This is a genomic window from Faecalicoccus pleomorphus DSM 20574, assembly GCF_000420345.1.
GTDB classification, from domain to species: Bacteria; Bacillota_I; Bacilli_A; order Erysipelotrichales; family Erysipelotrichaceae; genus Faecalicoccus; species Faecalicoccus pleomorphus.
The window spans coordinates 254,983-275,338 of sequence record NZ_ATUT01000001.1 but is presented as its reverse complement, the minus strand read 5'-3'; the positions used below and the strand labels follow the sequence as shown (position 1 = coordinate 275,338).

The 20,356-nt window shown below is 40.2% G+C and carries 22 protein-coding genes, 1 tRNA gene and 1 other annotated feature; of the genes, 21 read left to right on the top strand and 2 right to left on the bottom strand.

The annotated features are described in order from the left end of the window. Positions 1-48: 48 nt before the first annotated feature. The 14 genes from dnaE to G413_RS0101265 all read left to right on the top strand — a co-directional run bounded on the left by dnaE (position 49) and on the right by G413_RS0101265 (position 13,809). Complete coding sequence (gene dnaE / locus G413_RS0101325; protein WP_022789152.1) at positions 49-3,120, top strand: DNA polymerase III subunit alpha; 3,072 nt, start codon at positions 49-51, stop codon at positions 3,118-3,120. Between the two features lie 18 nt (positions 3,121-3,138). Further along, positions 3,139-4,023 carry a UDP-N-acetylmuramate dehydrogenase gene (murB, locus tag G413_RS0101320; protein ID WP_022789151.1) on the top strand — a complete coding sequence of 295 codons (885 nt, stop codon included), beginning with the start codon at positions 3,139-3,141 and terminating at the stop codon, positions 4,021-4,023. A 20-nt stretch (positions 4,024-4,043) separates the two neighbouring features. Beyond that, positions 4,044-4,178, top strand: a complete 135-nt coding sequence (locus G413_RS12460; protein WP_276329705.1) for a hypothetical protein — start codon at positions 4,044-4,046, stop codon at positions 4,176-4,178. Further along, positions 4,175-4,426, top strand: coding sequence for a phenylalanine--tRNA ligase beta subunit-related protein (locus tag G413_RS11645; protein ID WP_051130138.1), 252 nt, complete (start codon positions 4,175-4,177; stop codon positions 4,424-4,426). Before G413_RS12460 ends, G413_RS11645 begins: the two co-directional genes overlap by 4 nt. A gap of 81 nt (positions 4,427-4,507) precedes the next feature. Beyond that, positions 4,508-4,577 (top strand) — a sequence feature (ribosomal protein L21 leader region). Positions 4,578-4,594: 17 nt separating this feature from the next. Then, on the top strand, positions 4,595-4,897 hold the full coding sequence (gene rplU, locus G413_RS0101310) for a 50S ribosomal protein L21 (RefSeq protein WP_022789150.1): 303 nt from the start codon (positions 4,595-4,597) through the stop codon (positions 4,895-4,897). A 2-nt stretch (positions 4,898-4,899) separates the two neighbouring features. Continuing rightward, positions 4,900-5,214 carry a ribosomal-processing cysteine protease Prp gene (locus G413_RS0101305; RefSeq protein ID WP_022789149.1) on the top strand — a complete coding sequence of 105 codons (315 nt, stop codon included), beginning with the start codon at positions 4,900-4,902 and terminating at the stop codon, positions 5,212-5,214. Positions 5,215-5,216: 2 nt separating this feature from the next. Beyond that, positions 5,217-5,501, top strand: a complete 285-nt coding sequence (rpmA, locus tag G413_RS0101300) for a 50S ribosomal protein L27 (RefSeq protein WP_022789148.1) — start codon at positions 5,217-5,219, stop codon at positions 5,499-5,501. A 48-nt stretch (positions 5,502-5,549) separates the two neighbouring features. Continuing rightward, positions 5,550-6,833 carry a GTPase ObgE gene (gene obgE / locus G413_RS0101295; RefSeq protein ID WP_022789147.1) on the top strand — a complete coding sequence of 428 codons (1,284 nt, stop codon included), beginning with the start codon at positions 5,550-5,552 and terminating at the stop codon, positions 6,831-6,833. Between the two features lie 174 nt (positions 6,834-7,007). Beyond that, positions 7,008-7,757, top strand: coding sequence for an exodeoxyribonuclease III (locus G413_RS0101290; protein WP_022789146.1), 750 nt, complete (start codon positions 7,008-7,010; stop codon positions 7,755-7,757). 15 nt (positions 7,758-7,772) lie between these two features. Beyond that, complete coding sequence (gene ruvA / locus G413_RS0101285) at positions 7,773-8,351, top strand: Holliday junction branch migration protein RuvA (RefSeq protein ID WP_022789145.1); 579 nt, start codon at positions 7,773-7,775, stop codon at positions 8,349-8,351. Positions 8,352-8,365: 14 nt separating this feature from the next. Beyond that, positions 8,366-9,361, top strand: coding sequence for a Holliday junction branch migration DNA helicase RuvB (gene ruvB / locus G413_RS0101280; protein ID WP_022789144.1), 996 nt, complete (start codon positions 8,366-8,368; stop codon positions 9,359-9,361). 81 nt (positions 9,362-9,442) lie between these two features. After that, positions 9,443-10,996, top strand: coding sequence for a single-stranded-DNA-specific exonuclease RecJ (locus tag G413_RS10605; protein ID WP_022789143.1), 1,554 nt, complete (start codon positions 9,443-9,445; stop codon positions 10,994-10,996). A gap of 61 nt (positions 10,997-11,057) precedes the next feature. Beyond that, a complete protein-coding gene (locus G413_RS0101270; RefSeq protein ID WP_022789142.1) occupies positions 11,058-11,579 on the top strand; it encodes an adenine phosphoribosyltransferase in 522 nt (173 codons plus the stop codon). 25 nt (positions 11,580-11,604) lie between these two features. After that, a complete protein-coding gene (locus G413_RS0101265; RefSeq protein WP_022789141.1) occupies positions 11,605-13,809 on the top strand; it encodes a RelA/SpoT family protein in 2,205 nt (734 codons plus the stop codon). Here the strand turns inward: G413_RS0101265 and G413_RS0101260 are convergent, their stop codons facing one another. Both G413_RS0101260 and G413_RS0101255 read right to left on the bottom strand, forming a co-directional pair. Further along, positions 13,810-14,382 (bottom strand): YdcF family protein, encoded by a 573-nt coding sequence (locus G413_RS0101260; protein WP_022789140.1) that lies wholly within the window; start codon positions 14,380-14,382, stop codon positions 13,810-13,812. It abuts the gene before it with no gap. Continuing rightward, on the bottom strand, positions 14,372-15,391 hold the full coding sequence (locus tag G413_RS0101255; protein WP_022789139.1) for a nucleotidyltransferase family protein: 1,020 nt from the start codon (positions 15,389-15,391) through the stop codon (positions 14,372-14,374). Before G413_RS0101255 ends, G413_RS0101260 begins: the two co-directional genes overlap by 11 nt. A 76-nt stretch (positions 15,392-15,467) precedes the next feature. Here G413_RS0101255 and G413_RS0101250 point away from each other — a divergent pair, with 76 nt between their 5' ends. From G413_RS0101250 to miaB, 7 genes are all read left to right on the top strand, one after another. Beyond that, on the top strand, positions 15,468-15,974 hold the full coding sequence (locus G413_RS0101250) for a YceD family protein (RefSeq protein ID WP_022789138.1): 507 nt from the start codon (positions 15,468-15,470) through the stop codon (positions 15,972-15,974). A gap of 11 nt (positions 15,975-15,985) precedes the next feature. Then, entirely contained in the window at positions 15,986-16,156 is a 171-nt protein-coding gene (gene rpmF, locus G413_RS0101245) for a 50S ribosomal protein L32 (protein WP_022789137.1), read from the top strand. A gap of 32 nt (positions 16,157-16,188) precedes the next feature. Beyond that, positions 16,189-16,264: transfer RNA gene (locus G413_RS0101240), tRNA-Ala, on the top strand. Between the two features lie 330 nt (positions 16,265-16,594). Continuing rightward, complete coding sequence (locus G413_RS0101235; protein WP_022789136.1) at positions 16,595-16,834, top strand: hypothetical protein; 240 nt, start codon at positions 16,595-16,597, stop codon at positions 16,832-16,834. A 159-nt stretch (positions 16,835-16,993) separates the two neighbouring features. Further along, positions 16,994-18,547: a ribonuclease Y gene (gene rny / locus G413_RS0101230; RefSeq protein ID WP_022789135.1), complete on the top strand. Its 1,554-nt coding sequence runs from the start codon at positions 16,994-16,996 to the stop codon at positions 18,545-18,547. Between the two features lie 135 nt (positions 18,548-18,682). Beyond that, on the top strand, positions 18,683-18,856 hold the full coding sequence (locus G413_RS0101225; protein ID WP_022789134.1) for a 4Fe-4S binding protein: 174 nt from the start codon (positions 18,683-18,685) through the stop codon (positions 18,854-18,856). Positions 18,857-18,914: 58 nt separating this feature from the next. After that, positions 18,915-20,348, top strand: a complete 1,434-nt coding sequence (gene miaB, locus G413_RS0101220; protein ID WP_022789133.1) for a tRNA (N6-isopentenyl adenosine(37)-C2)-methylthiotransferase MiaB — start codon at positions 18,915-18,917, stop codon at positions 20,346-20,348. Positions 20,349-20,356 lie beyond the last annotated feature (8 nt).

Below are 20,356 nucleotides of genomic sequence, written 5' to 3'. Positions count from 1 at the left end.
ACACTTTTTTCATTTCCTGTACAATGAAAAAAGAAAGGAGGTTCTTCTATGGTTCATTTACATGCCCGCAGTTGTTACAGCCTTTTAGAATCCAGTCTGCGTGTGGAAAGACTGGTCGATCAAAGTGCCTCACTGGGCTATCGACATGTGGCATTAACGGATAAAGATGCGATGTTTGCGGCTATGAAGTTTTATAAATATGCTTTATCAAAAAACATACATCCCATTCTTGGACTGGAACTGGATGTGCAGATGAAACAGGGACCTTCTACTTTTATCCTGCTTGCGAAAAATGATCACGGCCTGCAGGATTTGTACGCGTTATCGACACAGAGAATGCAGATACAGAATACTGTAACCTTTGAAGAATTATGTAAACGTAGTAGGGATTGTGTCGTGATTTCCTGTGGCATACAAGATCATGACATCCTCAATGGCTGGATCTTACATGATGATACAGAAAAGTTGAAAGAGTATTTTATAACATGTCAAAACAATTTTCCTTGTTTTTATGCCGGTATTGCCTGTAACGATTCCGGCTTTTGGCGAGCTAAAAATATCGAATTAAAGAAATTGTATCGATCTTTATCCATCCCGACTTGTGCTTTATCGTATATTCTTTATGAAAAAAAAGAGGATGTCAAACAATTGCGTATCTTAAAAGCTATTCAAAAACAGGCACGCATACATGATCAAAATTTAAATGTTTTAAATGATCGTTATATTCGCTCCATGAAGGAGATGGAATCTTTATATGATCCTGAGGATCTTCAAAATACTGAAGAAATTGCCAAGATGTGCAATGTGCAGATGGCTATGAAAAAAAGTCATTTACCGGTCTTTCAAAATAAATTAGGCATTGACTCGTCTTCTTTTTTGATCAAGCTATGTAAGGCCGGACTACAAAAGAGACTGCATAACAAAGAAAATGAAGTTTATATAAAACGACTGGAATATGAATTATCTGTGATTACACGGATGGGCTTTACTAACTATTTTTTGATCGTCTATGATTTTATTCGTTTTGCCCGAACACAAGGTATTTATGTTGGACCCGGCAGAGGCAGTGCAGCCGGTTCTCTGGTCGCCTATTGTTTAGGAATCACGCACATTGATCCCATTCAGAATCATTTATTGTTTGAGCGTTTTTTAAATCCTGATCGTGTTTCTATGCCGGATATTGATACTGATTTTCCTGATGATCGTCGAGACGAGGTCATAGAATATGTCAAAAATTTATATGGTGAGCAGCATGTCTGTCATATTGTGACATTCAACACGTTAAAGGCAAAACAGGTCTTACGAGATGTAGGTCGGGTGTATTCAATTTCTTCTTCCAAGATTGATTCCTTGACCAAGTTAATTCGAAACGTACCAAATATGACACTGCGACAAGCATATCAGGAAAATACAAAGTTTCAGTCTTTAGTTCAAAAAGATGATCTTTTAAAAGAATTGTATTATAACTGCCTGGTTTTAGAAGGCTTGCCACGCCATATTTCTTTACATGCCGCCGGCATCGTTTTAAGCAATCAGCCGATTACCAATGTATGTCCAAAAGTACAGGTGGATGCGGATAATCAGGCTACGCAGTTTACCATGGAATATCTTGAAGAGCTTGGCTTGATCAAAATGGATTTTCTGGGTTTAAGAAACTTGACAACAATTGACCAAATTGTTAAACAAATTCAAAAAAAGACACATCAGCCTTTTGATATCTTAAAGATTCCCTTAAATGATCAAAGAACATATCAGTTATTGGCAAGAGCCGATACCCTGGGTGTTTTTCAGCTGGAAAGTTCAGGTATTCAAAGTCTGCTTAGAAAAATGAAGCCATCACGATTTGAAGATATCTGTGCGGTACTGGCCTTATATCGCCCAAGTGCCATGCATAATATTGATCTATATATTGCCCGCAAGGAAGACCCTCGAAAGATCGAATATCCTCATCCTTTGACCAAGCCGATTTTAGAGGAAACCTATGGCATCATGATCTATCAGGAGCAGGTCATGCAGATCGCAAGAGCGATTGGTAATTTAAGTCTGGCACAGGCCGATTCTTTGCGTAAGGCGATGTCTAAGAAAAATCATGAGCAGATGGAAAGCTATAAGGAATTGTTCATTCAAGGTGCTTTGCAGCATCAATGTACGTTTAAACAGGCCAATGGCTTGTTTGATACCATGGCCCAGTTTGCCAGCTATGGCTTTAATAAATCACACAGCTATGCCTATGCTCTGATTGCCTATCAAATGGCGTATTTAAAGGCTAATTATCCTTTATATTTTTATCAGTGTTTATTAGACAGTGTGATTGGTTCGGAAACAAAAACCAATCAGTATCGGCAGGAATGTATGCATCGACATGTTAAGATCTTATGTGTGGATGTCAATGCTTCGCAAGATCATTATCATATTGAAAACCAGGCATTACGTATGCCGCTGCAGGTGCTAAAAGGAATTGGACAATCTATTTATCCGATCATCTTAAAAGAACGCCAGAACGGAGCGTATAAAGATTATATTGATTTTGTCGTTCGATGCAATGCCAGAAAACTGACTGAATCCAGCATGCGTATTTTGATCGATGGTGGAGCTTTAGATTCCTTTGGACTGAATCGCGCTACTATGCATGAAAATTTAGGACGAGTTCTAGTCTATGCCGATTTAGTACGAACCGAAGCTATGGGACAGATTTCCTTTGATTTTTCAGTTGTCTCCAAGCCTAATTTAATCAGGGTCAAGGAAAATAAAATGGAGCGGGCCAAAAAAGAGTTCATGGTCTATGGCTTTTATTTAAGCCAACACCCGGTACAACAGTTACGACAGGAAAGATTTAAAGAGTGTATTCCTTTTTCACAGGCTGAAAATAAAAATGGCTTTATGCAGGTGATTGGGCGAGCGACCAGCTTTCGTACCCATACGACAAAGCAGGGAGAGCTTATGTGCTTTGTGTCGCTGGAAGATGAAACCGGAAAGATCGATATCGTACTGATGCCGGCTTTATATGCGAAGGAAAAGGATCAAATTGCCAAAGATCGTATCGTTTTTGTGCAGGGAAATAAAAATCGTCCTCAATCGATCGTAGCGCGAAAGCTTCGCTGGATCGATACCGAAAGCTAAAGAAAGAAGAGGTCTATTTTGAAAGATATTTTTGACAACACGCCCATTTATAAGAATGAACTATTAAAAAAATACACATATACAAAGACAGGAGGTCCGGCGGATTATTTAGCCTTACCGGAAACGATCGAAGAGCTTTGTGACTGCATTACTTATGCCAAAACAAAGAATATACCTTACCTTGTCTTAGGAAATGCCAGCAATCTGATCGTACGGGATCAGGGTGTCGAAGGCTTAGTCATCTTAACGACACAACAAAAACAGATCCATGTCAAGGAAACTCGAATCGTTGCCCAGGCCGGAGCCAGCTTGAAAGCGGTCTGTGCCAGGGCTTGCGAATATGCACTTAGCGGCTTGGAATTTGCCTGTGGCATACCGGGAAGTATCGGTGGAGCGGTTTATATGAATGCCGGTGCTTATGATGGACAGATTGATGAAGTCTTTTACAGTGCCACGGTTTTAACGGAAAAAGGAACGATTGAAACATGGACAAAAGAACACATGGATTTTTCGTATCGTCACAGCATTTTACAGGAAAGAAAAGCGATTGTGTTGGAAGCAGAATTTCAACTGACTCCTGGTGATTCGATAAAAATTCAAGAAAAAATGGATCATTTAATGGAGCTTAGATGCAGTAAACAACCTTTAGAATATCCATCCTGTGGCAGTGTCTTTAAACGGCCAAAAGGACATTATACCGGTGCTTTGATTCAACAGGCCGGACTGCAGGGATTAAAGTGGGGTGGAGCTCAAATCTCTGAGAAACATGCTGGATTTATCGTAAACATCGATCATGCGACCGGAAAGGATTATGAGGAATTGATTGCCCATATACAAAAAGTGATCGATCAAAAATTTGGTGTGCGTCTGGAACCGGAAGTTCGAATCATAGGCAGAAAATAAATAAATAGAGCTAAGAAAGTATGAGGGTAAAGGTTGATATTGATCAGGCATTATTTACGCAATATAGAGATATCCGTTTAGGCTGTATTCAATTTGATGCGACGGTTCAGAAATTCCAGCCAAAATTCTGGGAATATGTAGAGATACTGATGTGATACCCGGTATAAGGCAGTCTTCAGAGGGAAAGGAATGGAATCAAATTCCCGGTGTTAAAGGAAGTCGTTTGGCTTATAAGGTTTTTGGTAGAAATCCAGGTAGGTATCGGGCTTCTTCCGAGGCTTTATTACGAAAAGTACGACGTTTAGATCCTTTGTACCGTATTAATATAGTTGTCGATGTCAATAATCTGATCTCGATACAAAGTGGACTGTCTGTTGGATCGTATGATCTCGCATTCGAATGAAGGATTTCTAAGGAAATAAATGGATTCTTTCTTGACGAAGACGATCAGATTTTATATACTACCTATGTTGCAGATTCTGTTCTGATCTTGCAACCGCACAAAAAAGGTAAAAAGTGAGAAATCCACCTTCATGGCGAGTATCAGGAACATAGAATAGGAGGTGCTTGCATGTACGCAATTATTGAAACAGGCGGAAAACAGATCAAAGTTGAAAAAGATGCTGTGATCTTCGTAGAAAAATTAGATGCAAACGAAGGAGATACAGTTACATTTGATAAGGTTTTATTCGCTGATGGAAAATTTGGTAAACCTTATGTAGAAGGTGCTAAAGTTACAGGAACTGTTGAAAAGCAGGGGAAAGGTAAGAAAATTACGATTGTAAAATATAAACCTAAAAAATCTTCTACACGTAGAAAACAGGGACACCGTCAACCTTACACTCGTGTTAAGATCGAAGCAATCGAGGCTTAATTATGATCAAGGTCATCCTGACATATCATGAGGATCAGGTGTCAAGTATTCAGATTACCGGACATGCGCAAAGCGGTCCCTATGGACAGGATATCGTGTGTGCCGGAGTCAGTGTTGCAAGTATTGGTGCTTTAAATGCATTGGATGTATTATGTCATGAAGATTGTGATCTGCAGATGCAGGATAATCAGATTGATATTCAGGTTTTAAATTATACGGATAATGTTCAAAATTCTTTGGATTTTCTAAGAATTCAGCTGGAAACAGTGAGAGAAAAATATCCGCAATCCATTCAAATTACAAGAAAAGAGGTGTAAGTATGCGTTTTAGTTTAGATATTCAGTATTTCGCTTCTAAAAAGGGAGTTGGTTCTACTAAGAACGGTCGTGATTCCCATTCGAAACGTTTAGGGGCAAAAGTAGCCGATGGTCAGTCTTGTCATGCCGGAAGCGTTATCTATCGTCAGCGTGGTACAAAGATTCATCCGGGAACGAATGTAGGACGTGGTGCTGATGACACATTGTTCGCAATGGTCAGCGGTGTTGTACGCTACGAACGTCTTGGTAAGGATAAGAAGAAAGTTTCTGTTTATCCACAGGCATAGTTGATAAGATCCCTTCGGGGATCTTTTTTTCAAGAAGGAGGAAATCTTATGTTCGTTGATCAGGTCAAAATACATGTACAGGCGGGAAAAGGCGGTGACGGTATCGTTAGCTTTCGTCATGAAAAATATGTAGCTTATGGCGGTCCATTTGGTGGCGACGGCGGCAATGGCGGCAGTGTCATCTTTCAGGCGGATCCGGGTATGACAACTCTGCTGGATTTGCGCTATCATCGAAAAATCAAGGCCACTCCCGGTGAAAAAGGAAAAAATAAAAAGATGCATGGGGCCAATGGGGAAGATAAGATTGTCAAAGTTCCTTTAGGTACGATCGTCAAAAGAGAAGATACCGGACAGATTATTGCCGATCTAACTGAGCCATATCAGCAGCAAGTTATCGCCAAAGGCGGTAAAGGCGGTCGTGGCAATTATCATTTTAAATCCAGCCGGAATACCGCACCAAAATATGCGGAGTTAGGAACACTGGGGGAAGAGTTTGACTGCATGGTGGAGCTTCGCGTATTGGCGGATGTTGGCCTTGTCGGTTTTCCAAGCGTTGGAAAATCCACTTTATTGGATGCGGTATCCAGAGCAAAGCCGGAAATTGGTGATTATCCATTTACAACGATTTCGCCCAATGTCGGTGTCGTACAGACTAGAGATGGCCGCAGCTTTATCATGGCCGATTTGCCTGGCTTGATTGAAGGAGCCAGTACCGGAAAGGGTTTAGGACATCAGTTCTTACGGCATATTGAACGTTGTCGTGTTATCGTGCATGTCGTTGATATGGGAGCTGAAGAAGGTCGTGATCCATTGGAAGATTATAAGATCATCAACGATGAGCTTGGTTCTTATCAAATTCGTTTACTGGAAAGACCGCAAATCGTAGTAGCCAATAAAATGGATCTGGAACATGCCGAAGAAAACTTAAAGCGTTTTAAAGAAGCCTATCCGGATGTTACGGTATATCCGACGACTACTATCATTCATGAAGGGATCGATCCGGTTTTGACAAAGGCTGCCGATCTTTTAGCGGTAACACCGGCCTTTGCCATCACTGATGATGAAATGAAAAATGATGGTGTTGTTTATACCTTTGAAGAGAAAAAGAGCGATCTTCAAATTCAACAGGTGGATGCTCATGTATGGGAAGTTTCCGGTCCTAGAGTGGAAAGAGTCTTTGATATTCAAAAACTGAATACCGAAGAAGACTACTTTGAATTTGCCAATAAAATGCGTTATCTTGGTATTGATAAGGCATTGCGCGAGGCTGGATGTGAAGATGGCGATACCGTACAGTTATTAGGTTATGAATTTGAATTTGTCGAAAGTTAAAAATCATTTATAGGTTATTAGCTCAAAATGAATCGATCGGAATATGGGATGGTTTCTGTATTCCGATTTTTTTACATCCTCTTCTTATACATAAATACAAGGACAATGTGCATTCTTTTTATAGGAATGAGAAAAGATATGCTAGAATATACATAGTTTTAAAGGAGACACTTTATGAAATTAATATCATGGAATGTAAATGGAATCAGAGCTTGTATCAATAAAGGTTTTATCGATATCGTAGATGCACTGGATGCTGATGTTTTTTGTTTACAGGAAACAAAGGCACAGCCGGAGCAGATTGAAATATCTAAAGAATTATATCCCTATCAGTATGCATACAGTGCTGTTCGAAAAGGTTATAGTGGAACCATGATCTTGTCTCGAAAGGAGCCGCTTTCCGTTTCTTATGGTCTGCAGATTGAAGAACATGATCAGGAAGGACGTGTCATCACGGCTGAATTTGAAAACTTTTATTTAGTAACGGTTTATACACCAAATTCCGGAGATGGATTAAAGCGTTTAGATTATCGCATGGAATGGGATAAAGCATTCAGTTCTTATATTCAATCGTTAGATAAGCCTGTTGTGATCTGTGGTGATCTTAATGTGGCCAATGAAGAAATTGATATCAAAAATCCTAAAACAAATCGAAGAAATGCGGGCTTTACCGATGAGGAGCGTGATAGCTTTAAAGCTAACCTTTTACCGTATTTAAAGGATACGTTCCGTACCTTATACCCAGACAAGGTGCAATATTCCTGGTGGAGCTATCGTTTTAATGCGCGTAAAAACAATGCCGGGTGGCGAATTGATTATTGGCTGGTAAGTCCGGAGCTGATGGAAAAAGTAGAAGATTCTAAAATATTAACGGATATTTATGGTAGTGATCATTGTCCAATCGAATTGGATATTACACTGTAAAGGGAGGATTTTCTTTTGATAGCGTTTATACAGGGATCGGTACGACTCATACGAAATGATACGATCGTTTTAGATGTACAGGGTGTAGGATATGAGGTCTATGTGAGTCATCCTTATAATTTTAGATTGGGAGAAGATCAGTTTTTATACACCTATCAACATGTGCGGGAGGATGCGATCCTTTTATTTGGTTTCGTACATGAAAAGGATTATGAAGTCTTTATGCGTTTGATCAACGTAAAAGGAATCGGACCACGTACGGCATTAAATATGTTAGGAGTCTGTTCGGGAAAAGAGATGATACAGGCCATCGAAGAAGATGACGTAAAGCGATTAAAGGCATTGCCGGGTATCGGGGCAAAGACGGCATCACAAATCGTTCTTGATCTAAAGGGAAAATTTGTATCGGCCATTGAAGAAGAAAGTGTGGATACAAATCCTGTCTGGGAAGAAGTTAAAGAGGCGCTTTTATCCCTTGGTTATAAAGGAAATCAGCTGACAGGGGTAAAAAAAGAATTGGCTTCACAGGATATCAGTGTGGATGCGATGCTTCGTAAGGCATTGGCTTTGCTTGCGAAAAGAAATGGGGTATAAATTTGGATAGAGAAATGGATGCACATATGCAGGAGCAGGACAACTTTGAAAAAACGCTTCGTCCCAGCACCTTGCAGGAATATATCGGCCAGAAAGATTTAAAACAGAATCTCAGTGTTTTTATACGTGCTGCCAAACAGCGTCAGGAAGCCCTGGATCATGTTTTGTTGTATGGGCCACCGGGATTGGGAAAGACAACATTGGCTTATATTCTGGCCAATGAAATGCATGGAAATATCAAAACGACAAGTGGTCCCAGTATTGAAAAAAGTGGAGATTTAGCGGCGATTTTGACGACTTTGGAACCAGGTGATGTATTGTTTATCGATGAGATCCACCGCTTGCCAAAACAGGTAGAAGAGGTGTTGTATCCGGCTATGGAAGATTATTGTCTGGATATTTTAGTGGGAAAGGATAGTGCCACTGTACACAATATTCGTCTAACCTTACCGCCTTTTACTTTGGTGGGAGCTACGACCAGAGCCGGAGATTTGAGTGCGCCTTTACGTGATCGTTTCGGTATCGTATCGCAGTTGGAGTATTATACGCTGGAGGATTTGGAAAAAATCGTAAATCGAACCAGTCATGTCATGGACACAACGATCGATTCGGAAGCAACACACGAGATCGCCATGCGCTCTCGTGGAACACCGCGTATTGCCAATCGTTTATTTCGAAGAGTACGGGATTTTGCGCAGGTCTATAATGAAGGAATTGTTTCACTGGATGTGGCTAAGGATGCTCTGGATCGTTTAAAAGTCGATCATTTGGGTCTGGATGCGGTCGATCATAAATATTTACGTGGTATTATTGAACGCTTTAAGGGTGGCCCTGTAGGCTTGGAAGCTATTGCCTCCAGTATCGGAGAGGAACCGATGACCCTGGAAGATGTGTACGAGCCTTATTTGTTGCAGATTGGTTTTATTAATCGAACACCAAGAGGTCGTGTGGCAACACCAAAGGCTTATGAGCATCTACAAATCAGCTATCAAAATCCTTTGTTTGAATAAGTCGGAAAAACCGGCTTTTTCTTTTTGTCCTTTCCAAGCTTTTGTACCATAAAATATTAGGAAGCGTGCTATAATAGTTGCATGGCAAATTTAACAACATTTTCAGAAAAAGTTTTACGATATTTAGAACCGGATGAAAGCCGGTGGTCTTACTGGCTTGAAAAACAAGAGCTTCAATCAGTTAGTGAAGCCACTTGTATACATACATTTGTCGATCGTATTCAAAATGCGCGAGAACAAAATAAGAAAGTGATTGTCTGTGGAGATTATGACTGTGATGGTATTTTGGCAACGACAATCATGGTGGATGGCTTGCAGAAGTATGGCTTAGAAGTCGGATTTTATATACCAGACAGGATCAAGGAAGGATATGGTCTAAACTGTAATACCGTGTCTTTGGCTCATAAAAAAGGCTATGAGCTGTTAGTGACGGTCGATAATGGAGTCAAGGCGCACGATGCACTTTCATTTGCCAAAGAAAGTGGCATGGAAACGATCGTAACCGATCATCATCGAATTGAAGAAGAGATATGTTGCGATGTACTTGTGCATCCTTCAAAAATGGAGGAGTCTTTTTCAACGTTATGTGGTGCGGCTGTTGCCTATGAATGCATACGGGCACTAGGTGTCGATACACCTTATCATTTGATTCTGGCATCCATCGCCAGCGTTGGTGATGTTATGCCGGTAACCCATCAGACAAGAGCGTTGATTCAAAATGGCTTACAGCTTTTAAACACATCAAAAGAAAAACATACTTATATCTTGGCCAATGATGGCGTATTGAATGAAACCAGCGTTGGTTTTCAGATCGTGCCTAAATTAAATGCGATTGGTCGTTTAAGCAATATGGCCAATGTGAACAATGCGGTTCGTTATTTCCTAAATCAGGATGAGCGAGAGATTCGTCGTTTTTACGATCAGATTGTTCATGTCAATGATCTGCGCAAACAAATCAGTACAAAGATGACAGAGTGTGCTTTGCGTAAGTGTACACCGCAGGATCCTGTCTTGCTTGTCTGTGATCCAAGCTTTCATGAGGGCATCATTGGACTTGTGGCCGGTTCTTTATGCAGTCAATTTCAAAAGCCAGCTATCGTAATGGCACAAAATACGGACAGCTATAAAGCCAGTATGCGTTCTCCGGAGGGTTTTGACTGTATGGATTTTTTATCTGGGTTTGATGATTTTAGAGCCTTGGGCGGTCATACACAGGCTGCTGGTTTTTCTCTGGATCTACAAAGCTTTCCGGCTTTTGTCAATTATGTAAAAGAAGCCGGAGCAACTTTTGATTGGACGCCTTTAAAAAAGAATACTCTGCACATCGAACCGGAAGATATCACAACGCAATCTGTACAGAGTCTGGATGCTTTACGACCGTTTGGGCCGGGCTTTCAACTGCCGGCTTTTGAAATTTCGCCAGTCAATATCAAATCGGTTTATGATCTAAGCAATGGAAAGCATCGACGGTTTACGCTGCAAAGTGGCTTACAGTGTTTATGTTTTAACATCTCGGCAGCCGATAAGGCAAAAAGTGTAAATTCAATCAGGGGATTTGTCGGTTCACCGCAAATCAATTATTATAGAGGCTCAAAAAGAGTCAGCTTTATCATTGATCAAATTCTCTATAAGTGAAATGTCATTGTTTCAGTGCAGGGATTCATGTAAAATAGAAGTAATTTAAAGGAGATCACATATGAATATTAAACAATACATTGCCAGTATTCCCGGCTTCCCTAAGGAAGGCATCATTTTTCGGGACGTAACACCGATCTTGAAAAATCCGGACTGTATGAAATACGTTACGGAAAAACTTTCGGCATTTGCCAAAGAGGTGAAGGCAGATTTGATCATTGCCCCGGAGGCACGAGGCTTCTTTTTCGGTATTCCGGTGGCCTTGGAATGTCATGTTGGTTTTGCACCGGTACGAAAGCCCGGTAAGTTGCCAAGGAAAACAATGTCACAAACATATCAGCTCGAATATGGTGTGGATGAGCTGCAAATGCATATTGATGCCATTCAAGAAGGAATGCGTGTCGTCATCATTGACGATTTGCTAGCTACCGGAGGTACGGTAGAAGCTATGATCAAGATGGTGGAATTCAAACAGGCAATCGTGGCAGGAATTGGATTTGTGATCGAATTGGATGATTTAAAAGGTAAAGAAAAATTTAAGGATATACCGGTGCTTTCTCTGACACATTTTGAAGGAGAATAGGGATCAATAGAAAGGAGACTTTGGTGTGGCACATAAAAAAGAAGTGACATTTGATGAATGTCTAAAACAAATCAAGACCTACATCAAACGTCCGGAAAATATAGATCTGATTGTTAAGGCTTATCAGTTTGCCCAAAAACATCATGAGGGGCAGTTTCGAAAAAGCGGGGCTCCTTATGTGACACATGTCATACAAGTGGCTAATACACTGGCTGAGATGCATTGTGGGCCAAAGACGATTGCGGCCGGCCTTTTGCATGATACGGTGGAAGACTGTGCCGATGTAACGGACGATACGATTCGTCAGGAATTTGGTGATGAGATCCAAACGATGGTAGATGCTGTTACGAAGATCGGAAATATTCAGTTCAAGGATGAAAAGGAATACCAGGCAAACAACCATCGAAAGCTTTTTATTGCGATGGCCAAGGATATTCGCGTAATCTTGATCAAGTTGGCAGACCGTTTGCACAATATGCGAACGCTGGAATATATGAAGCCGGAAAAGCAGCAGAAGATCGCTAGAGAAACCCTGAGTGTTTATGCGCCCATCGCCCATCGTTTAGGTATCAGTTCAATCAAAAACGAACTGGAAGATCTATCCTTTAAGTATATCGATCCGAAAAAGTATAACGAGATCAAAGGTCTTGTCAAACAAAGAGAAGAAGAGCGAAACGAACAAGTTCAAATGATGATCAAAGACATTACAACGATATTGGATACGTATAATATCAAATATCGCATTTTTGGACGTTCTAAACATTTTTACAGCATCTATAAAAAGATGGTGACCAAAAACAAACGGTTTGAAGAGATCCTGGATCTTTTGGCCATTCGTATCGTGACAGATACCGTAACACATTGTTATGAAATTTTGGGCTATATCCATGCGACCTATCGTCCGATTCCCGGACGTTTTAAAGATTATATAGCCATGCCCAAGGCAAATATGTATCAGTCTTTGCACACAACGATCGTAGAGCCTCAACACGGTAATATTTTTGAAATCCAGATTCGTACTGAAGATATGGATGCGATTGCCGAGCGTGGTGTTGCGGCCCACTGGCGCTATAAGGAAAAGCCAAATTCCGTGCCGGAAATCGAACAAAAAGAAATCGAAGACAAGCTTTCCTGGTTCCGTGATTTTTCCATGATGACTGATGAGGAAAGTGAAGATCCGTTAGAATATATGAATGTGCTTCAAAAAGATATTTTTGAAGCCAATGTCTATTGTCTGACACCAAGAGGGAAGGTCATTGCCTTACCAAGTGGTTCAACACCAATCGATTTTGCTTATCGTGTACATACAGAAGTCGGTCATAAGACGGTGGGAGCTACAGTCAATGGTGCCATCGTTCCTTTAAATACCCCATTAAAAACCGGAGATGTTGTCGATATTTTAACCAATAACAATTCACCGGGACCATCAAAGGACTGGATCAAGATTGTTAAAAGCGGTCATGCTCGTAATAAGATTCGTTCCTTTTTACAGCGCCAGGAACAAAGTGACCGGCGGGAAGTCATCAAAAAAGGACAAGAGATGTTGCAGGAGGAATTCAAAAAGGAAAAGCTGGATGAGTCCTATCTGCAACCTAAGCGTATAGAAGGCATTTTACATTCTTTGTCGTTTAAAGCACTGGATGATCTTTATGTTGCGATTGCCAATAAACGGGTTTCTGTACAGGCTGTCGTGGATCGACTAGTTAAAAATCGTCAGTCGGCCCTAAGCGATGAAGAAATCGTTAAACAGTTTAATAAAGCATTACCAAAAGAACAAAAAGCCACAAGCTGTGGTGTTATTGTTCCGGGTATCGACACGATTGCGGTTTCTCTGGCCAACTGTTGTTCACCGATTCCGGGGGATGCGATTGTAGGCTATATCTCAAAAGGGCAGGGTGTTAAAGTACATCGTGCAGATTGTCCAAACATTGCCAATGAGAAAAAACGTCTGATTCCGGTAAGTTGGGCAGAGCATATCGATGAAAAACGCTACGAGGTGAAATTAATCGTTTACAGTGATGATCGAAACTTCCTTTTAAGCGATATCGTGACAACACTACAACAATGCAATGCGTATTTACGCCATGTAGATTCCTGTGTTGATGAAAACAATCTGACGGCTACGACTAAACTTGCAATCACGGTGCAGGATGCTGATCATTTAAAAGTGATCATGACCAATCTAAAAAAAGTTCGTAGCGTCACCGACGTCATACGAACGATTCAATAGCTATGAAACGATATGTTTTGTAGCTTTTTTCTTTTTATATTCGATAGAAATATAGATGCAACGTGATGCGATCTCACGAAGGATGTGTTTGGGCTTATGATCCGGATACCAGAGACCGCTGTATTCTTTAAAAAAACTTTTTCCGATGGCACAGGCACGGCGAATATGAGTGCCGCTGGACAAAATCAAAACCGGGACATCACCGATTTTCTCTTTCGTGAATTGAAAATTTTCCCATGTGTTTCTTGCTTTTGTCTCACATACAATCGGCATAGAAATGCGCTTTCGAATGTATTTTTCCATTTGAAGGCTTTCTACATATTCATTTTTGACAGCACCTCCGGAAATGATCAATGTATCAAAATAACCCTTTTTATAAGCTTCCATTGCCAGTTCACATCGGCGAATCTGGCTGGTTGCATACGAACCGTCATTGTGACTGGGACATCCTAATAAAAGAGCATAGGGGTAATTTTCCTTTCGTCTAGGTATGGCAGGAAAATAATGAAGATACACCAACAGCAAGCATACTACAAATAAAATGAACAAAACCAAAAGCATTTTAACGATCATAGATGAGCACCGGCCTTTCCGGAATAGGATGTTTTAAAACACTGTTATACAATGCCCATGTCTTTTGATGGATCGCTTGAAGAAAAGGATCCATCTGATTAAAACGTGTAATGATATTGGATGCATCACATTGTTTCAAGCAGGCTTTTCCGATGGAATCAAATCCTAAAACCTTAAGTTTATAGAAAGATGTCTCCTTCATCTCTTCTTTCTTAATTTGTAAAAGAATCATCAAACACGTTCTTTGTATTCGGGCACGTGTATATGTTTTTGTGATGGCAGCCTCTAAAAAGGAAGACCAGTTGGATGCGCTTTGTGCCACAGCTTTTAAACGATTTTCAATGCCTTCGGTTACCAGATGTATCTTTCTTAGATCTTCGGCATCCATCATTTGTAAAAGAAGACGTAAATAAGGATAATACGTATCCCAGGATTGTTCTTTCAAAAACAGGGAACCGTAGAATTCTTCTTTTCCGGAAAAGAAATCAGAACGGGTCTGCGTTGCGCTTTTATAGGCAGGATTTCTATGAATCGTTACCGGTTCAATGTGGTATAAATCACAATAACGGATATACTGCATGCCTAATATATCATTAGGCTGGATATCCAAATTCTGGTTTATGTTTAAACTTTTTGAAGGGTCAGCAGAAATTTCCTTTTGTCTCGTTAAAAGATGTCGCAAATAAGCAACATCGTTTGTTTCGGATCCGAAACAAAGTGTATCGATTGGAAGGCAGGATAGTGCCTGTAAATTGTATTTGGCAAAATAATCCGCACTCTGCGCTCCAAAACAAACCGGGCATTCTAAAACCAAATTTGCTCCATACTGCAAAGCAAGCTTAGTTTTATCATAAGGCGTTAGCAGGGATGGTAAACCACGTTGCGAAAAGCAGCCTGTAAGAATAACAACTAAACAATCGCATTGAGTAATTTCCTTTGCCTTTTGAATGTGATAGATATGCCCCTGGTGAAATGGATTGTATTCGGCAATGATTCCTGTAATTTTCATGATAATATCTTACCATTTAAGTTGACTTTCGTCAGGTGTTTTATTATAATATCAAATGCGACATGAGGTGGAGATCGTGAAATTTCAAAAAATTGATTTTCAAAATGCGAAAAATGGAATCATTCATATCGATGAGAGAATCTCTGTGGAAGAAAATGATTTTCTGCGTCATACTCAAGTCAAATCCATTCCAGAGGTACATATAACTGGTACTTTACAGTTTGACCAATCTTCTTTGGTCTTTTCCAATTTGGAACTGGATGGAGTGATGATCGTTCCAGATTCCATTACTCTGGAAGACCTAGAAGTGACATTTGACACAACGTCGCAAGTAACCTATTCATTCGAACCGGTCGATCCGGATGAAGACGAGATTATCGTTGTCAAGAAGGATACGATCGATATAAACCCGGAGATCTTACAGGCAGTGATTTATGAAGCACCTATGCACATTACCAACTGTCCAAGAGATCAATATCCAAAGGGGGATGGATGGCAAGTCCTGTCGGATCAGGATCCTAAAGAGGAGAAGATCGATCCTAGATGGGCAAAGTTAAATGAATTCAAACTGGATGATGACTAGGAGGTGTAACCATGGCTGTTCAACAGAGAAGAGGATCAAAAACACGTAAGGCAAAACGTAGAACTCACTACAAATTGAGTAAACCGGCATTAACACGTTGTCCAAATTGTGGTGAATATAAACTTGCACATAAAATGTGTTCTTGTGGGGAATACAACGGTAAAAAAATTATCGAAGGTTAATGAATAAGCTGACTGAGTCAGCTTCTATTTTTGGGGTGTTAGCTCAGCTGGGAGAGCGCTACGCTGGCAGCGTAGAGGTCAGGGGTTCGAGCCCCCTACGCTCCACCATAATCGAAATGTAAAGTGCTTTAGCGAGCACTTTTTTTGTGCTTCTTTATATGTAAGATCATAAGATGTGATGGATATAAATCGAGTATCCCTATCTTTAAAAATATACAATTCAAATTACAAAACATATAAAAAATATAGATGTTATGATTTAAGTATTGTAAAATATAACTAGCATTAAATTTAATACATATTCATACCTGTTTTCTTTTTTATTTCTAAAGAAAGATGATGTTTCTTCAACTTTGAATTATATCGTAAAAGAGATCGTTAAATGTATCTTTTATTCCGCAAAGTGCTTTCGAGATATATTCGGATAGGAGTGATACCATGAAAAGAAATCGTCTCATCAATTATCTATTGATCATACTTTGTCTAATTATTTTAATTCTTTCGTTTTTTAATATAGTGCTATTATTCTTTATTAGTCTTGCGATGGTTTTGATCGGAATAAGCAGTATAATTTATGCGGTGCAGGAAATGAAAGAGAAAGATAAGCCGTTTAGTACATGGTTTTTGGTTGCTATTGTACAGCTTATGGCAGCAGCCATCGTGTATTATAAATATTGATGAACCATTTAAATTATTTAAAATCTTAAATTTGAACAGAATTTAGTTGTATCGGCAGGGATGCATCTCGATATTTATCATTAGACTTTGATGTGTTTTTTATGTATAATAGATATGGTTTTTCGTTTAAAAACTTAACTAGGATTAGGAGGTATGAGTATGGATCCAATTACCGCTCTTATCTCAGGGATCATAGGTCTGTGTGTTGGCGGCGGTGGAATGATCGTCTATAACAAAGCAGGGTTTAATAAAAATCAGCAAGAAGCAGAACGAATTTTAAAAGATGCCGAATCAGAAGCACAGGCAAAACTGAAACAGGCAGTCTTGGATGGTAAAACACAGGCTCACGATTTAAAGATCGAAGCAGAAAAAGACATCAAAGAAAGAAGACAGGAAGTACAAAACCTGGAAAACAAGTTATTGCGAAGAGAAGATAACTTGAATTTTCGTGATGAAGCTTTAAATCAAAAAGAGCGTCAGATTACCGAAAAAATGCAGAAAGTGACTGATAAACTATCATCCTTAGAGAACAAAGAGAAAAAGCTGCAGGAACAAATCGATAACCAAATCGTGGTTTTGGAAGGTGTAGCTAAGATGTCACAGCAGGATGCCCGCAAGGAATTATTCTCTGTTGTGGAAAAGAAGATGGAGCATGAAACAATTGCGTACATCAAAGACAAGGAAGAAGAAGCCAAGGCAACGGCGCAGCAAAAAGCGCAGAATATTATTGCCTTAGCGATCGAGCGTATGTCACAGCAGGAAACGCAGGAGCGTACGGTCAGCGTTGTCAGCATTCCCGGCGAAGAGATGAAGGGTCGAATCATCGGACGTGAAGGCCGTAACATTCGTGCTTTTGAACAAGCAACGGGTGTAGAGTTGAACATTGATGATACACCGGATTTGATTACGATCACTTGTTTTAACCCGGTTCGCCGTGAAGTGGCACGACTGGCATTAGAGCATTTAATTCGTGATGGTCGTATCCAGCCGGGCCGTATTGAAGAAGTGGTAAAGAAATACCAGCAGGAAATTGACCAGGAGATCATGAATGCGGGAGAAGATGCCATCTTTAAACTGGGAATTGGAAAGATCGATCGGGAGATCGTAAAACTGATTGGTACGATGAAGTATCGTTATTCGTATGGACAGAATGCGTTGCAACATTCGATCGAGGTGGCTTATTTAGCAGGTGCCATGGCTGCCGAGTTGGGCTTAAATCAGCAGATGGCTAAACGTGCCGGCTTGTTGCATGACATTGGAAAGGCTTTGAACATCGAACAGCAGGATGGCTCTCATGTAGAGTTGGGCTATAAGTTCTGTAAGAAGCATGGTGAAAAGGAAATCGTATTAAATGCCATTCTTTCTCATCATGGGGATGTAGAACCGAAGTTTTTGACAAGCCATTTAGTCATTGCGGCTGATACAATCAGCGCAGCACGTCCGGGTGCACGAAAAGAGAGCGCTCAGGCTTACATCGATCGTTTGGAAAATCTGGAAAAGATCGCAACTTCCTACGAAGGTGTGCAAAACGCATTTGCGATTCAGGCAGGACGTGAAATTCGCGTTATGGTAAATCCGGAATCTGTGGATGACTTGACCTGTGTAAAACTGGCACGTGAGATTCGTGACCAGATCGAATCGGAATTAACATATCCGGGACAGATCAAAGTCAATGTAATTCGTGAGATTCGTGCTCAGGAATTGGCAAAATAGAACAAGAAATGACGGACGTTACAGCGTCCGTCATAGCTTTAATTACCAGTAAGTTTTTACTTACTACTTTGGCTTGAAACCCCTAAATTTAACGTCTATACTATACATGAAGTTAAATAAGGAGGAACATTAAAAATGGCTGTTACTATTGATAAAGACGCTTGCATCGGATGTGCTGCATGTGTTGGTGGATGTCCAGTTGGGGCACTTTCTATGGACGATGAAGGTAAATCTACTTGTGATGAAGCTACTTGCATCGACTGTGGTTCTTGTGTAGGAACTTGCCCTGTTGGAGCTATTTCTCAGTAATTATCTGTAGAGACTAAGCCAAGCCAAAGTGCTTGGCTTTTTTAATGGAGGAAAGAAAATGAAAATAAGACCAGAGTGGATGCTTCCGGATTTGGAAGCGGCTCGTAAGAGAACTAAGTTGCCTTCGCCACGTATTGATTCCTTTATTATTCCGGAAGAGGCAAAGTGGATCGGACGTAATAAAAAATACTATATTTCAACATATGGCTGTCAGGCAAATGAAAGAGACAGTGAAACCTTGGCAGGTATTTTGGATGCGTTGGGTTTTGAGCGTTCCATGGAACCGGATCATGTAGATGTGATTTTGATCAACACTTGTGCTATTCGTCAAAATGCCACGGATAAAGTGTTGGGGGAAATCGGAAATTTTAAACGTTTTTACTATGAAAATAAAAATCTTGTGATCGGTGTATGCGGATGTATGTCCCAGGAAGAAGGCTTTGTCGAAAATCTTTTGTCAAAATATCCTCAGGTGCGTTTGATTTTCGGCACTCATAATATACAGAATTTACCGGAAATGTTATATAGTGTGATTCATGAAGGAAAACGTGTAGTTGAAATTTATTCCAAAGAAGGGGAAGTTTATGAAAATCTTCCGGTACATCGCTTTGGAAAATTTAAGGCATGGGTTAATATAATGTATGGCTGTGATAAGTTCTGTACGTACTGTATCGTTCCTTATACACGTGGAAAACAACGTTCTCGTACTATGGAACAAATCTTAGATGAAGTCAGGGAGCTAAAAGAGCAGGGATATAAGGAAATTACGTTACTTGGGCAGAATGTCAACGCATATGGAAAAGATATTGATCCTAACATCAATTTTGCGACCTTGTTGGAGGAATGTGCAAAGATCGGTATTCCACGTATTCGCTTTACGACAAGCCATCCCTGGGATTTTTCTGATGATATGATCGATGTGATTGCCAAATACGATAATGTGATGCCTTTTGTGCATTTGCCGCTGCAGTCCGGAGATTCGGAAATCTTACGCATGATGGGTCGTCGCTATACTAGAGAATCGTACATGGAATTGTTCTATAAGATCAAAGAACGTATTCCTAATGTTTCTGTTAGTACGGATATTATTGTTGGTTTTCCGAATGAAACGGATGATCAGTTTGAGAATACGATCAAAGTCATGGAAGAATGTAAATTTGATAATGCGTTTACTTTTATCTTTTCGGCACGTCCCGGTACACCGGCTGCTCGCATGAAGGACTCAATTGATATGGAAACGAAATCAAAGCGTCTGGCTCGTTTAAACAAGGTTTGGAATGCTTATGCCTTAGAAAAGAATAAAGCTTATGAAGGTCGAATCGTAGAAGTTTTGGTAGATGGGACCAGTAAGAAGGATGATCATGTCTATTCGGGATATACCGATACAAATAAGCTGGTGAACTTTACCGGAGAAAATATCGAACCGGGCCAGTTTGTCAAAGTACGCATCAAAACCGGAAAAACATTCTCTTTGGATGGAGAGGCAATATGATATAATAA

What these genes read in the sequence shown, in the direction of transcription:
- dnaE (WP_022789152.1), top strand. Translation starts at nt 49, where the DNA reads ATGGTTCATTTACATGCCCGCAGTTGTTACAGCCTTTTAGAATCCAGT.
- G413_RS12460 (WP_276329705.1), top strand. Translation starts at nt 4,044, where the DNA reads ATGAGGGTAAAGGTTGATATTGATCAGGCATTATTTACGCAATATAGA.
- rplU (WP_022789150.1), top strand. Translation starts at nt 4,595, where the DNA reads ATGTACGCAATTATTGAAACAGGCGGAAAACAGATCAAAGTTGAAAAA.
- G413_RS0101305 (WP_022789149.1), top strand. Translation starts at nt 4,900, where the DNA reads ATGATCAAGGTCATCCTGACATATCATGAGGATCAGGTGTCAAGTATT.
- rpmA (WP_022789148.1), top strand. Translation starts at nt 5,217, where the DNA reads ATGCGTTTTAGTTTAGATATTCAGTATTTCGCTTCTAAAAAGGGAGTT.
- obgE (WP_022789147.1), top strand. Translation starts at nt 5,550, where the DNA reads ATGTTCGTTGATCAGGTCAAAATACATGTACAGGCGGGAAAAGGCGGT.
- G413_RS0101290 (WP_022789146.1), top strand. Translation starts at nt 7,008, where the DNA reads ATGAAATTAATATCATGGAATGTAAATGGAATCAGAGCTTGTATCAAT.
- ruvB (WP_022789144.1), top strand. Translation starts at nt 8,366, where the DNA reads ATGGATGCACATATGCAGGAGCAGGACAACTTTGAAAAAACGCTTCGT.
- G413_RS10605 (WP_022789143.1), top strand. Translation starts at nt 9,443, where the DNA reads ATGGCAAATTTAACAACATTTTCAGAAAAAGTTTTACGATATTTAGAA.
- G413_RS0101270 (WP_022789142.1), top strand. Translation starts at nt 11,058, where the DNA reads ATGAATATTAAACAATACATTGCCAGTATTCCCGGCTTCCCTAAGGAA.
- G413_RS0101260 (WP_022789140.1), bottom strand. Translation starts at nt 14,382, where the DNA reads ATGATCGTTAAAATGCTTTTGGTTTTGTTCATTTTATTTGTAGTATGC.
- G413_RS0101255 (WP_022789139.1), bottom strand. Translation starts at nt 15,391, where the DNA reads ATGAAAATTACAGGAATCATTGCCGAATACAATCCATTTCACCAGGGG.
- rpmF (WP_022789137.1), top strand. Translation starts at nt 15,986, where the DNA reads ATGGCTGTTCAACAGAGAAGAGGATCAAAAACACGTAAGGCAAAACGT.
- G413_RS0101235 (WP_022789136.1), top strand. Translation starts at nt 16,595, where the DNA reads ATGAAAAGAAATCGTCTCATCAATTATCTATTGATCATACTTTGTCTA.
- rny (WP_022789135.1), top strand. Translation starts at nt 16,994, where the DNA reads ATGGATCCAATTACCGCTCTTATCTCAGGGATCATAGGTCTGTGTGTT.
- G413_RS0101225 (WP_022789134.1), top strand. Translation starts at nt 18,683, where the DNA reads ATGGCTGTTACTATTGATAAAGACGCTTGCATCGGATGTGCTGCATGT.
- miaB (WP_022789133.1), top strand. Translation starts at nt 18,915, where the DNA reads ATGAAAATAAGACCAGAGTGGATGCTTCCGGATTTGGAAGCGGCTCGT.